The organism is Dolichospermum sp. UHCC 0352 (assembly GCF_009711925.1).
Taxonomy (GTDB): domain Bacteria; phylum Cyanobacteriota; class Cyanobacteriia; order Cyanobacteriales; family Nostocaceae; genus Dolichospermum; species Dolichospermum lemmermannii.
In genome coordinates this window covers 18,005-31,950 of sequence record NZ_VIKY01000115.1, presented here as the reverse complement: position 1 = coordinate 31,950, position 13,946 = coordinate 18,005, and the positions used below count along the sequence as shown (strand labels likewise).

Below are 13,946 nucleotides of genomic sequence, written 5' to 3'. Positions count from 1 at the left end.
GGTGATTGGTGATTGGTGATTGGTGATTGGGAAGATTACCTATTACCTATTACCTATTACCTAAAAATTATGTTATATCTTGCCCAAGTACATAAAAATGATTTTTTAGATCAATATCAATTACGTTATTAAGTTTATACATCTGCGCCAAACTAATCCTTAACCAACCCCTCCAGTATTAGCTTACAGTTGAGGGAATGTGCTATGCCTAATGTAAAGTGTAGCGATCGCTCTCAGTCAGTATATCACTATTATGGTACTGATTTATTCCTAAGCTATGAAAGTAATATTTATCACTAACTATTGATTAAGGTCGTGAGCGATTTTTTGCAAATTGGGTTAATATATGGATAGCCGTTAAATCGCCTAAGTTCTCCTATATTTCCCATAATAGACTTATTAGCAAATTTAAATTATGTTATCTCTAAACCCCCCTCTCACCAAAGAAGATTTTATTAACTCTGGCTGGAAAGAAGTGGTTAATAGCAGTAGTAAGGATTGTTCTAGCTACTATTTACCTTTTTATACAAAGGCAAAAGAAGCAAAAGAAGCAGAAAATATCAAGGAACAGGCAGTTTTTGAAATTTTGGCGCTTATAACTTCTGATGAAATTCAGCCAGAATCAACAAAAAAGGTTTTTCCTGGAGTTTTCCAGCACCTCACAGATGAACACCTGAACTTTCTGGCTGAGATTGTAGATGAAGTTTCAGATCCAGAACTTAAAGCACGAGTCGCAGACATTCTCTGGCTCAGGCGCGGTAATGTTGATATTGATATGGCTAAGAAAGCAATTGATGCCTACTTAGAATTTACCACAAACTTAGAAGATCCTGAAATATTATTCCGCCAAAACAAGATTGAACGAGCGCTTCGGCTAGGACTGATTATAAATAATAACCATGAAGTAAAAAAAGTTGTTGCACGCATAGAAGCAATTATTAATGATAGTAACGGAAAAGATCCTTGGGGTATATCAATAAATCTTATGGAGCTTTTGCAAGAAAAGAAACTCCAAGCACGGCAACTCTTTGATCCCATTAAATATGCAGTTATTGCTGAAGAATGGGCAAAACAGGCAGAATCGGATCATGATTGGTATATATCAAGAAGGTATTGGGAAATTACAGCAAAATGGCATCACATTGGAAAAAATATAGAAAAGGCACATACAGCAAGAATGTCTGCTGCTGAAACTTACAAGAAGGAAGCTGAAGATTCTTTAAATAAACATCCAACTTCTTACTTCAAAGCATCACACGATTTACAGAAAGCTTTTGAAGCATTTGAAAGATTAAAAAGTCAAAGTACAGAAGAAGAAATAACAGTAATAAATGCTAAATTAGAAGAAATTCACAAACGTCTTCTTGAGTATCAGCAAAAGTCATCTAATGAGTTAATAACAATTTCTGCTGAGTTTAATATTAGTGACGAAGCAGAACTAGCCATATCAAAGGTTAAAGACAAAGAATTTCTAGAAGCACTATTAGCTTTGGCTTTTTTAGCAACTCCACCTAAAGTCTCCTGTCTAAAAGATCAGGTACAGCAGATGTCTCGTGATTCTGTAGTATCTGATCTGTTCCCACCGGCTAAGGTGAATAGTATGATGAAGGTTACAGCTTTATCCGCTTCAATTTTATCAAGTGATCCAAATCAGGTAAAAGAAGCAATTAAGTTTAAAATGTATGAAGAAGCTGCTAAATATCAAGAATCTTATGCTCAAGCTTTGATTGAACCAGCTAGATATCAAATTATTTCGGAACATATAATACAAAAATCGGAAGAAAAAAAAATAAAAGAAACAGACTTACTTCCATTGGTTTTAAATAACCCCTTTGTACCACCAGGAAGAGAATATTTATTTGCAAAAGGTCTTTATGCTGGATTAACAGGAGATTTTATTGCTTCCACCCATATCTTAATTCCCCAAATTGAAAACTCAGTTCGTTATCTACTCTCGAATAGAGGAGCAATAACTTCGGGAATTGACAACAAAAATAATGGTATTCAAAAAGAGGACAATTTAAATACAACTCTTTTCCCTAGTAAATATCCACAAATTACTTCCATTTTTGATGAAAATACACTTTTTGATCTTCAAGGTTTATTAATAGAGAAATCTGGGTCAAATTTAAGAAATCGCATGGCTCATGGTTTAATTAATGATAATGACTTTTCCAGTCCTATTTTTTCTTACTTATGGTGGGTAACATTACGTCTATGCTTTGGTGCAGGAATATTAATACCTGAAGAAATTGTAGAAGAGTCTAACCCTTTAGTCAAATTTGCAGGTATGTTCAAAGACGATCCATTTTTTGATGAATTTGTCGAAGAAATGGCAGAAAATCGGCGTAAATTAGATGAAGAAATGGCTGCTGAGGAAAGCTTTAGTTAATCAAGCAATTGTAGTTACTCAAAATTACAAAGACTTTATCAAAGTTCCTGATTTAACTATCGAAGATTGGACTCGATAATAATCTTTGTAAAACTTATTTTTATAAATGCAAAACTTCACGCAAAGACGCAAAAAACCTCTCTGCGCCTCTGCGTGAACCTAATCCTTAATCAACCCCTCCAACATCACTTGTAAATCCTGCGTCAACTCACTAACACCCTTACGCAAAGCTTGTTTATTCCCTTGACAATTTTCCCATCTTGTATTCACATTAATCGGTTCACCAACAGAAATCATGGATTGTTTTAAACCTAAACGTGGTCTTCCTGGTAAAGTAGAATCCTGAATGCGAGACAACATATCAAACATTAATAAAAGGGTTTCGGCAAATCTTTCTGGAGTGGGTTTTTCGAGAATATAATCAGCAGTAACAGCCACAAAACTTTCAGCAATTCTCATGTGCTGCATTTTCAAATCTGCTTCTTGGGCTATCCAATCAGCTAGACCACGTTTAAAAGGTGGTAAACTGGGAATATCGGCAATATCATCTCGATAAATATAATTCCAACCAGCATCTTCTAAACGACGACATCTATCAATAAAATTACCTTGAGACTGAAGATTAAAATACTTTTCTGTGATTTTCAAAGCAGTGTCCATCAAACGGTGTAATCTAGTAATTAACACTTCATTTATAGGAACTTCTGAACTGATAATTTCTGGAAAATCTTGATGATAGAAACGGTGATAAAATTCCTCCATTTCTGAAATTAGATATGCAGCTAAACGCAAAACCCGCTGATATAAAATTCCTTCCCGTTCCTTTCCAGTTTGACTAAGTTCCGTTATAGGTAAACCGCTATCAGCTTCCAATTTAGATAAAAGCCGATCTATTTTTTGCCAAGGGGGATTAACATAACTATATTTAATACCAATAGGAATAATAAAAACCTGTTCTTCGCGGTTAGCCTTTTTTAGATCTTCCACACACCAAAAACCTAACTGTGCCACACCAGGTTCTAAAGGACTAACTATGCTACTATGTCCATTTGTACCACCTTCAGGAGCGATCGCAATCGGCATTTCTGCATTAGCAAATAATTCTCTGGCCATTTGGATAGCATTTCTATCTACGCGTCTTCCCCTACGAATGGGTACACCACCAAGTCGAGAAAATAACCATCCTAACCAATTTCCCGCCCATAACGTCATTCCCCGTTCGTACATAAAATGACTGTGAACAGGGTATTTGAGACTAATTCCTTTTTCTCTTGCCACCTTGGGAACAATCCGTGATAACAGGTATAACATAGATAAAGGATCTTCCACTTCGGGGTGACGAAAAGCAATTAAAAATCTGACCTTACCTGCTTGAAAATCGTGGTATAACTTGGCTAATACTTCCGCATTTTTAGCTTCAATATTGACAATACCCGCAGGTAGCCAAGGTCTAGTTCTCACCCGCAAAATAAAAGGCAAAAACCAAGATACAATTTTCACAATAAAGGGATTATGACGTTGAGGGATAAATTTAAGCGGAGGTTGGGTGGAATGAATAGATTTAGGCAAGTTGTTCTCCTGTGATATGGCGAAAAAAGCTAAAATTGAGCGATAGCGTTCGCGGTAGCGTCTCGAAGAGATAGCGAGACCTAGGAAGCGCTGCTAATTTAATTATCATAGTGAATGCTCGCCAGATATGAACACACCCGCAGACCAGCGAAAATTTGCCCCCGCAACCCAGCGCAACCGCGAACCGATTCTAGAATTGCTTTTACAAATATTGCCTCAACATGGGACTATTTTAGAAATAGCCAGTGGCACAGGTGAACACGCTACATTTTTCTCCTACCACCTCGCACCTCGACAATGGCTACCTTCCGACCCTAACCCAGAACTGCGTGCTAGTATTAGCGCGTGGACTGAATTTTTCCCCTGTGAAGCCATGCAGCCACCCCTAGATTTAGATGCAAGTTCACCAATTTGGCCTGTGGAAAAAGAGATAATACCACAACCACCTATTTCTGCCATTGTCAATATTAACATGATTCATATTTCCCCTTGGTCAGCCTGTTTAGGACTAATGGCAGGGGCTGGACGGATTCTGCCACCTGGTGGTATACTCTACTTATATGGTCCCTATAAACAAAATGGAGAACATACCGCACCCAGTAACGCTGATTTTGATGAGTCTTTACAAGCACAGAATCCAGATTGGGGAGTGCGTAATTTAGAAGATGTAGTAAAAGCCGCAGAAGCCCAAAACCTGACATTGCACCAAACTCACCCCATGCCAGCAAATAACTTTTCACTAGTATTTAAACATAGATAGATGAATTGTGTTTCGCGCAAAGGGGCAAAGGAGCAAAGACGCAAAGGAATTTATCTGTTTTCTTTTGTATAATTAATGGAGATTAGCGGACTCGAACCGCTGACATCCTGCTTGCAAAGCAGGCGCTCTACCAACTGAGCTAAACCCCCAAGTCTGTTTTTTATGTAAAAAGGGTTGATTTTACATAACCATCCTATCATAAACTATTATTATTAATTTGGCAAGACTATGAACCAAGAAAATCAGACAGTTGTTGCTGCATTATATAAATTTGTGAGTCTACCTGATTGTAGCGAACTGCAAGCAGCTTTATTGTCCTTTTGTCAGTTACAAGGAATTAAAGGAACTATCTTACTAGCACAGGAAGGAATTAACGGCACAATTGCTGGTTCTCGTCAGCAAATTGACACAGTTTTAGCCTTTCTTCGCAATGACTCGCGGTTTGCAGATTTAGAACATAAAGAATCTCACACAGAAATTCCCCCATTTGAACGGTTAAAAATTAGGTTAAAGCCAGAAATTGTGACTTTGGGATTACCAGAAGTGAACCCTGCGGAAAAAGTAGGAACTTATGTAAAACCTGAAGATTGGAATGATTTAATTTCCAACCCAGAAGTCACAGTCATTGATACCCGCAATGATTATGAAGTCACCATTGGGACTTTCAAAGGAGCAGAAAATCCGCAAACTCAAATATTTAGAGACTTTCCCGAATATGTACAACAACATCTTGACCCTCAAAAACATAAAAAAGTAGCCATGTTTTGTACTGGAGGAATTCGTTGTGAAAAAGCCTCATCTTATTTACTTTCTCAAGGTTTTGAAGAAGTTTATCAGCTCCAAGGAGGCATTCTCAAATATCTAGAAGAAATTCCCCCAGAAGAAAGTTTATGGGAAGGAGAATGTTTTATTTTTGATCAAAGAGTCACAGTTAGTCATGACTTAGAAACAGGAAATCAGGAACTATGCTTTTGTTGTGGATATCCCATTTCCGAAACAGATAAAACCTCCCCAGAATATGAAAAAAATATTTCCTGTCCTCACTGCTTCCATACCTTAACACCCGAAAAAAGAAAGCGATTACAGCAAAAATGGAAACATTACCAATCAATAAATTCAACCAATACTTAAACTTCAGATTTCTTTCTTCCTTTGCGTCTTTGCTCCTTTGCCCCTTTGCGCGAAACAAAATTTAGAAAAAACCCTAATATCCAAAAGTGATCATTACAATATATTAATACAGAACTCCTTGGAGAACAATTTGTGGTATCTAATCCCCCGCGCACTCAAACCAGCACATTGAGCAACTTTACACAAAGACACATTGGACCAAACCCTGATGATGTCAAGCAAATGCTTGATATATTAGGTCTTTCCAACCTTGATGACCTCATTGATAAAACAGTACCACAGGCAATTCGGTTTCATCAAACCCTCAACCTACCAGCAGCACAAAGCGAATATGCAGCACTGGCAAAATTAAAGCAAATAGCGGATAAAAATCAAGTTTATCGCTCATTTATCGGCATGGGATATTATGACTGTATTACCCCTACCGTCATTCAACGCAACATCTTAGAAAATCCCGGTTGGTATACAGCATACACCCCTTATCAGCCAGAAATTGCCCAAGGACGTTTGGAAGCGTTGTTAAATTTCCAAACCATGATTATTGACTTAACGGGTTTAGAAATTGCTAACGCTTCTTTGCTTGATGAAGGGACAGCAGCCGCAGAAGCGATGAGTATGAGTTATGGAGTCTGTAAAAACAAATCCCATAACTATTTTGTGTCTAGTGAATGTCATCCTCAAACCATTGATGTATTGCAAACACGCGCAAAACCTTTAGGCATCAATATCATTATCGGTGATCATCAAACCTTTGATTTTTCCGAAACTATCTTTGGTGCGATTCTGCAATATCCCGCAACCGACGGGACAATTTACGATTACTGCGATTTTATCACAAAGTCTCATGCTCAGGGTGCATTGGTGACTGTAGCCGCAGATCCTCTGAGCTTATTATTACTCACACCCCCCGGTGAATTAGGGGCTGATATTGCCGTAGGCAGTACCCAACGCTTCGGAATTCCTTTGGGATTTGGGGGACCACACGCTGCTTATTTTGCCACGAAGGAAGAGTATAAACGACTTGTTCCAGGGCGCATTGTGGGGGTATCAAAAGATGTGAATGGTAAACCTGCCTTACGTTTGGCGTTGCAAACCCGTGAACAGCACATCCGCAGAGATAAAGCCACCAGTAATATCTGCACGGCACAGGTTTTATTGGCAGTGATGGCGAGTATGTATGCAGTTTATCATGGACCGGACGGACTGAGAGCGATCGCTCAAAATATCCATGAACTTACCGCAACTTTAGCCGCAGGTTTGCAAAAGTTAGGTTATAAAATCGGTTCGGAAAACTTCTTTGATACCTTGCGGGTAGAATTAGGAAATACCAAATTAGCAGCAATTCTCGACGCTGCACATGAGAGAAATATCAACTTGAGAATTTTTGATAATTCCACTGTGGGTATTTCCTTAGATGAAACTACCACAGAAACAGATTTAATTGACCTTTGGCAAATTTTCGCATTGAAAGATCAATTACCTTTTACTGTGGAAGAATTAGCAATTTCTCATTCTCAATTATCACGGACAAGTAAATATCTCACTCACCCAGTTTTTAACCGTTACCATTCAGAAACTGAGTTATTACGTTATTTACATCAACTAGAAAGCAAGGATTTATCATTAACAACTTCCATGATTCCCTTGGGTTCTTGTACCATGAAGTTAAACGCAACTTCAGAAATGATTCCCGTAACTTGGGCAGAATTTGGGAAAATCCACCCTTTCGCGCCAATTTCCCAAACTAGAGGTTATCAAATTCTCTTCCAACAACTAGAAGTATGGTTAGGAGAAATTACAGGTTTTGCCGGAATTTCCTTACAACCAAATGCAGGTTCTCAAGGTGAATATGCGGGACTTTTGGTAATTCATGAATATCATCAAAGTCGCGGAGAAGGACACAGAAATATTTGTTTAATTCCCCAATCTGCACACGGTACAAATCCCGCAAGTGCGGTAATGTGTGGAATGAAAGTAGTGGGAGTTGCTTGTGATGATCATGGTAATATTGACGTTGAAGATTTAAAAGCCAAAGCTGAAAAACATAGTCATGAATTATCAGCTTTAATGGTGACATATCCATCAACTCATGGAGTATTTGAAGAAGCAATTCAAGAAATTTGTGCGGTAATTCATAGTCACGGTGGACAAGTTTACATGGACGGGGCTAATATGAATGCCCAAGTGGGTATTTGTCGTCCTGGTGATATTGGTGCAGATGTCTGTCATTTGAACTTACACAAAACTTTCTGTATTCCTCATGGTGGTGGTGGTCCCGGTATGGGTCCCATTGGTGTCGCTTCCCACCTTGTCCCCTTCCTTCCTGGACATTCTGTGGTGAGAATGGGTGGTGATTTGGGTGCTGTTTCTGCTGCACCTTGGGGTAGTGCGAGTATTTTGGTGATTTCTTGGATGTATATTATCATGATGGGTGCAGATGGGTTGACGGAAGCAACCAAAATTGCGATTTTGAATGCTAATTACATGGCTAAGAAATTGGAATCATATTATCCAGTTTTGTATCAGGGAAAAAATGGTTTAGTCGCACATGAATGTATTTTAGATCTGCGAAGTTTGAAGAAATCAGCGCAGATTGAAATTGATGATGTTGCGAAGCGGTTAATGGATTATGGTTTTCATGCACCTACTGTTTCTTGGCCTGTTGCGGGAACAATTATGGTTGAACCAACGGAAAGTGAATCTAAACAGGAATTAGATAGATTTTGTGATGCTTTGATTGCGATTCGTGAGGAAGTTGCCGCAATTGAATCTGGTAAGATGGATATTCACGATAATCTTTTGAAAAATGCCCCTCACACTGCGGAAAGTTTGATTATTGGTGAGTGGAATCATCCCTATTCCCGTGAACAAGCTGCTTATCCTGCACCTTGGAATAAGGAATATAAGTTCTGGCCAAGTGTGGGGAGAATAGACGCGGCTTTTGGGGATAGGAATTTTGTTTGTTCTTGTTTACCGATGGAGGCTTATAGTTAATTAATTGTAGGGTGCGTTAATGAAATGTAACGCACCATTTTGATTTTTTTATTGAAATGGTGCGTTACGCTGGCGCTAACACACCCTACGGACCAAGAACTAAGAACTTATGAAATCAGGAATTTTATTTCATCAATACTAAGAGGAGGTGACTTTCGATGAATCATTGCATGACAATTTGGACAAACAGGACGTAAATCTTTTACAGGATCAACCTCATATTCTGTGCCTATTTGAGACAGTGGTTTAAGATGATGAACATGAATAAAACCTTCACCTAATTCACCAAAAATTTTACCAAAATTGAATCCACAAACAAAACAACTTGTACCATAGTGTGAAATACACTTTTGACGTGCTTTCGGATCACGTTCATAGGCATTGACAGAGATTTGACGTATTGCACCTTCACGAAAAATTTCTGATGGGTTAACTTCTTCAGCAAAAAATACTGTATCTTTGCTTATATGTTCAAGGTTAACTTCATAGTTTGCTATGTATTTACACGCAAAAAAATTATAAATTTCTTCTATATAAAAATCATCTAAATGACCTAATTGCGTGCCAAAACGATATCCTAAATTGTTCCATGTCAGACGCTTATTTAATGTTTTATTTGTATAGATTTTTTTCGGTGATTTTGCATTTAACCATCCCATCTTAAATTGTGCAAGTCGCCTATTATCAGGAGGATTACGATCATCTCTTTCATATACTAATTCATTAAAAATTTTATCATATAGTAAATTAGAAGGTTCAGCTTTATCTACAAATTGATCATTTTTATTAACCCAACCTAATAACTCTAAAGCTTCAGCAACTTCAGAGTGCATTTCCCATATAAAATTCTTACGAGTTGCATAACCAATAGACCAAACAGACCACCAAAAATATTTATCATCTATATGTTTATAAGCGTCAAATCCAGTTGCATCGCAAAATAAATGTCCCATTCTTCCATATAGAGAGTTAACAACTGGACGACCACCTTCAATATTAGCTAATTCTGCAAGCTGAGTTGCTGTTACTTTCCTATTGGGGGTATGATACTGCACTTGAAGTAAACGACGTTGTTTTTCACTGATACGAGACTGAATTGCAGTCAACCCAGTTACGTAATCATCAATAGATGGTACTTGAGTTAATTTGTAAATACGAACCATAAAATACTAGATAATAACTATTTAATTTCACTCTCATATAGATTATCATAACTTAGTGTGATCGCTCATCTTTTACCTTTAGCTGAGAAAACCCAACACTTTCACAATAATATAGATAATGATTAATTTGTTGGGTTTCACTGTGTTCTACCCAACCTACAGTTTGTATGGTTCGTTGGTAATTTGTAGGTTGTTGGTGGGATGCTGAAATTGTCATTGTCTGAATCAGGATGTCCAGGATTGTGATTTGTAGCTAGTAGGTTGGGTTGACGCAAGGAAACCCAACATAATCAAAATATCTGATTCATATTTTTTGTCAGAATCAGGATATCCAGGATTTTAGGATTTACAGGATTGTTATTTGTAAGTTATTGGTGGGATGCTGAAATTTTAATTGTCTGAATCAGGATGTCCAGGATTTTAGGATGTACAGGATTGTTATTGATAAGTTGTCTGTGAAGATTTGAAGATTATAAAATACAGTTACAGTAATAGTCAACAAATAACAACAAATAATTTAACGGATAATTTATTATCTAACATCCTAAAATCTGTACTTCTCATAGACAATCAAACAACAACATCCTGAAAATCCTCTAATCCTGGTTATCCTGATTCAGACAAATTCTTATTGATAAATTATCTGTGAATATTGAAAGATGATAAAATACAGTTACACCAACAGTCAACAAATAACAACAAATAATTTAACGGATAATTTATTATCTAACATCCTAAAATCTGTACTTCTCATAGACAATCAAACAACAACATCCTGAAAATCCTCTAATCCTGGTTATCCTGATTCAGACAAATTAACCCTGAAATCTAGGATTAAAAACCTTCTTATATTCCAACTTCAACCCACCAAAATTAATCAATAATCCCACAGGAAAATTATAAGCAACCAAATAATTTTTCGCTTGCGCTAAATGAACATCTTCTAAAGAAATAACCGCTTTCAACTCCACCACGACCTGATTTTCAACTATAAAATCTGCCCTTCGTGTTCCTACTTCAACTCCCTCATAATAAATTGTTTGTTCTACCTCCCTTCCAAAACCTAAACCTGATTTTTGCAACTCAATTTCCATACATCTTTGATAAATAACCTCCTGAAAACCATTTCCCAAAGTTCGGTGTATTTTCATTGCACAGCCATTTATTATATATGTAATTTCGTCTAATTTTAGATTTTGGGTATTACTTGTGTTCATGGATTTACAGGATTGTTATTTGTAAGTTATTGGTGGGATGCTGAAATTTTAATTGTCTGAATCAGGATGTCCAGGATTTTAGGATGTACAGGATTGTTATTGATGAATTGTCTGTGAATATTGAAAAATGATAATTACAATCACAGTATATTATCTATCATCCAAAAATCGCCATTTTTCCTAAACAATAAAAAAATTACATCCTGAAAATCCTCAAATCCTGGTTATCCTGATTCAGACAGATTGTTATTGATGAATTGTCTGTGAATATTTGAATATTATAAAATACAGTTATACCAACAGTCAAGAAATAACAATAAATAATTTAACGGATAATTTATTATCTAACATCCTAAAATCTGTACTTCTCATAGACAATCAAACAACAACATCCTGTAAATCCTTTAATCCTGGACATCCTGATTCAGACAAAAAAATCCTCAAAATCCCCACATCAAATAAACAACAACATCCTGAAAATCTTTTAATCCTGGATATCCTGATTCAGACAAAAAAACTCAAATTGATAGTGTATAATAAACATATCCTTTAATTCTAAATTGATTATGACTAATATCACAATCTCTAACCTTGATGATGATCTGAAAAATCAGTTACAAAAAAGAGCCGAAAAACATGGACATTCTCTAGAACAAGAAATTACAGAAATTCTCCGTCTTGTTCTCTCAGAAAATCATCAAAATCCTATCAATTTAGCAACTCTAATTGAAAACCGTTTTGCCAATTTTGAAGATTTGGAATTACCGGAAATAGAGAGAGAAGCGATTCGCACAGTGTCAATATTTGCAGAGTAGAAAATGATTATTCTGGATACAAACGTCATTTCCGAACTAATGAAAACTCAAAAATCAGCAATAGTTCGTGAATGGGTAGCAGCACAACCTTTAATGAGTTTGTTTACTACAACAATTACTCAAGCAGAAATTCTCTATGGTATTGCTTTACTTCCAGGAGGAAAACGACGAGAAGAACTTAGTCAAACAGCACAACTAATGTTTTCTGAAGACTTTGCTGGACGAGTTCTAGATTTTGATCAAAATGCTGCTGTAGCATTTGCTTATATTGCATCTCAACGACGAAAAAATGGTACTCCAATTTCTCAACCTAATGCTCAAATTCCTGCTATTTGTTACACTCATAAAGCAACTATAGCAACGCGCAATGTTACTGATTTTGAAGGATGTGGTATTTCTATTATTAATCCTTGGAAACCTGAATCAATATATTAGTAAGTCGTAGCTGTTTATGAAATTTCGATTTTGAAATTTTACAACTCTATAATATTCTGTTTCTCGATTTATATATATGAGCGCACACTTTTCCACTCATATCATAAGCATACCTAAAACTCGAAACTCTGTCAAGCCCCCTAGCTGAAATCACCAAAACTCGTTAAAATATTGATAAAATTCTCAATAATAATGAGAATAGACTCCCATTAGTTGAGAAAGTCCTTTTTTCAAAAATCCCATACAAATAACTTATAGTTTAATCACAAGACTCCCAACTTCTTTGATTAATCTGGTGATTTATCAATAGTATTGCAAAAGTCAGATCCCCGACTTCTCTAAGAAGTCGGGGATCTTGTTGTTATTTATGTATAATCAAAATGCCCCTAGGGGGGATTTTCAGTTATGATACTCTAGATAAGTAAAGTTTAGTAACAAATATTAAAAACTTTGATTAATCATACATTTCCTTCCTATCCAGCTACTAACCCGACGTTAGATATTGATGACAGCCTTAAAAATCCTTCCTTACCAAACTTTATCTCTTCCCGACAAAGTTGGTTAATATTTTTAGCATCAGTATTTTTAGTATCAGTACCAGTGTTCATGGAAGCACCACTAGTGCGCTCATTTCCCACTCTTAGCGTATTAATGACAGGCTTTTGGGTGTGGATCAGTATTAGATTAATGTCACGTCCCCAAACCTATCTGTGGGGAGATTTACTTTTTGGATTTAGCTGGACTTGGTTAACAGGCGCAATTTATTGGGGTTGGTTAAGATATGAACCAATCTGGCATATACCTATAGAAGCACTAGGATTACCCTTTGCTGTGTGGTGTTTAGCGAAAAATTGGGGTAAAGTCGGCAATTGGTTTTACCTCGGTTCTTTACTAGGAACGGTTTTAACCGATATTTATTTTTATTTAGTGGATTTGATGCCTTATTGGCGACAAATTATGAGAACAGATCCCTCTGGTGCTTCACAAATCTTACAGAATGCCCTAACACAAGTCCAAACACCCTGGGGACAAGCCTGGGCAATCATTCTTGCTCTCATTCTGATGACTGTAGGAACAGCTTCTTTACTCAATAAACAATGTCATTGGTATGCCTTTGGCGGCGCAGTTTTGAGTACAATCTTAGTAGACAGTCTCTTCTTATTAGCAGCAGTTCTGGCGTGAAATTCCCATGAATTTAGGTAAACACCGAAAAATGGGCGCAAAGGTGCTATCAGGTCAGATTTTTGGCAAAAGTCAAATCAAACCAAATAGTCGTAAATATTATGGATATTGATCCGCTGTATATTAGTTTTTGATGACTGTTGTGCAAACTCTCAAGCTGAAACCATGAAGCTAAACCATGAAGAAACCAGGATCAAGTTAGAAAATAAACTACTCTAACACCCTTAAACTTCCGGCTTATGCCCTAAAGTTCATAGCTTTTGGCTGCAAAATTTTATTATTCCTTGA

10 protein-coding genes and 1 tRNA gene are annotated in these 13,946 nt (G+C 36.7%); 7 read left to right on the top strand and 4 right to left on the bottom strand.

Going from position 1 to position 13,946, the window contains the following annotated elements; genetic code table 11:
- The first annotated feature begins 415 nt into the window (after positions 1-415).
- Positions 416-2,392, top strand: coding sequence for a DUF4209 domain-containing protein (locus FJR06_RS07800; protein WP_168651178.1), 1,977 nt, complete (start codon positions 416-418; stop codon positions 2,390-2,392).
- A gap of 159 nt (positions 2,393-2,551) precedes the next feature.
- On the opposite strand, the gene FJR06_RS07795 is transcribed toward FJR06_RS07800, so the two are convergent.
- Positions 2,552-3,961: a 1-acyl-sn-glycerol-3-phosphate acyltransferase gene (locus tag FJR06_RS07795; protein WP_174783437.1), complete on the bottom strand. Its 1,410-nt coding sequence runs from the start codon at positions 3,959-3,961 to the stop codon at positions 2,552-2,554.
- Between the two features lie 127 nt (positions 3,962-4,088).
- Here FJR06_RS07795 and FJR06_RS07790 point away from each other — a divergent pair, with 127 nt between their 5' ends.
- Positions 4,089-4,721 carry a DUF938 domain-containing protein gene (locus FJR06_RS07790; RefSeq protein ID WP_015081130.1) on the top strand — a complete coding sequence of 211 codons (633 nt, stop codon included), beginning with the start codon at positions 4,089-4,091 and terminating at the stop codon, positions 4,719-4,721.
- Between the two features lie 76 nt (positions 4,722-4,797).
- On the opposite strand, the gene FJR06_RS07785 is transcribed toward FJR06_RS07790, so the two are convergent.
- Positions 4,798-4,870 (bottom strand) — tRNA-Ala (locus FJR06_RS07785).
- Between the two features lie 79 nt (positions 4,871-4,949).
- On the opposite strand from FJR06_RS07785, the gene FJR06_RS07780 reads away from it, so the two are divergent.
- Positions 4,950-5,852 carry a rhodanese-related sulfurtransferase gene (locus FJR06_RS07780; RefSeq protein ID WP_168651177.1) on the top strand — a complete coding sequence of 301 codons (903 nt, stop codon included), beginning with the start codon at positions 4,950-4,952 and terminating at the stop codon, positions 5,850-5,852.
- A 132-nt stretch (positions 5,853-5,984) separates the two neighbouring features.
- The gene (gcvP, locus tag FJR06_RS07775; RefSeq protein ID WP_168651176.1) at positions 5,985-8,846 is read left to right on the top strand and encodes an aminomethyl-transferring glycine dehydrogenase; all 2,862 of its coding nucleotides are present in this window, start codon (positions 5,985-5,987) and stop codon (positions 8,844-8,846) included.
- Between the two features lie 107 nt (positions 8,847-8,953).
- Here gcvP and FJR06_RS07770 read toward each other — a convergent pair whose 3' ends face one another.
- Positions 8,954-10,009, bottom strand: a complete 1,056-nt coding sequence (locus FJR06_RS07770; protein WP_217359767.1) for an HNH endonuclease — start codon at positions 10,007-10,009, stop codon at positions 8,954-8,956.
- Between the two features lie 815 nt (positions 10,010-10,824).
- Positions 10,825-11,226 carry a GxxExxY protein gene (locus FJR06_RS07765; RefSeq protein WP_168651175.1) on the bottom strand — a complete coding sequence of 134 codons (402 nt, stop codon included), beginning with the start codon at positions 11,224-11,226 and terminating at the stop codon, positions 10,825-10,827.
- 566 nt (positions 11,227-11,792) lie between these two features.
- Between FJR06_RS07765 and FJR06_RS07760 the strand changes: the two genes are divergently transcribed.
- The 3 genes from FJR06_RS07760 (at position 11,793) to FJR06_RS07750 (ending at position 13,658) form a co-directional block, all read left to right on the top strand.
- Positions 11,793-12,041: a plasmid stability protein gene (locus FJR06_RS07760; RefSeq protein ID WP_168651174.1), complete on the top strand. Its 249-nt coding sequence runs from the start codon at positions 11,793-11,795 to the stop codon at positions 12,039-12,041.
- Between the two features lie 3 nt (positions 12,042-12,044).
- Positions 12,045-12,476, top strand: coding sequence for a type II toxin-antitoxin system VapC family toxin (locus FJR06_RS07755; RefSeq protein WP_168651173.1), 432 nt, complete (start codon positions 12,045-12,047; stop codon positions 12,474-12,476).
- A 501-nt stretch (positions 12,477-12,977) separates the two neighbouring features.
- Positions 12,978-13,658 (top strand): DUF3120 domain-containing protein, encoded by a 681-nt coding sequence (locus tag FJR06_RS07750; protein ID WP_371415563.1) that lies wholly within the window; start codon positions 12,978-12,980, stop codon positions 13,656-13,658.
- The last annotated feature ends 288 nt before the right edge of the window (positions 13,659-13,946 follow it).

Coding starts and splice junctions, on each gene's coding strand:
- FJR06_RS07800 (WP_168651178.1), top strand. CDS start 416: ATGTTATCTCTAAACCCCCCTCTCACCAAAGAAGATTTTATTAACTCT.
- FJR06_RS07780 (WP_168651177.1), top strand. CDS start 4,950: ATGAACCAAGAAAATCAGACAGTTGTTGCTGCATTATATAAATTTGTG.
- FJR06_RS07765 (WP_168651175.1), bottom strand. CDS start 11,226: ATGAACACAAGTAATACCCAAAATCTAAAATTAGACGAAATTACATAT.
- FJR06_RS07790 (WP_015081130.1), top strand. CDS start 4,089: ATGAACACACCCGCAGACCAGCGAAAATTTGCCCCCGCAACCCAGCGC.
- FJR06_RS07760 (WP_168651174.1), top strand. CDS start 11,793: ATGACTAATATCACAATCTCTAACCTTGATGATGATCTGAAAAATCAG.
- FJR06_RS07755 (WP_168651173.1), top strand. CDS start 12,045: ATGATTATTCTGGATACAAACGTCATTTCCGAACTAATGAAAACTCAA.
- FJR06_RS07770 (WP_217359767.1), bottom strand. CDS start 10,009: ATGGTTCGTATTTACAAATTAACTCAAGTACCATCTATTGATGATTAC.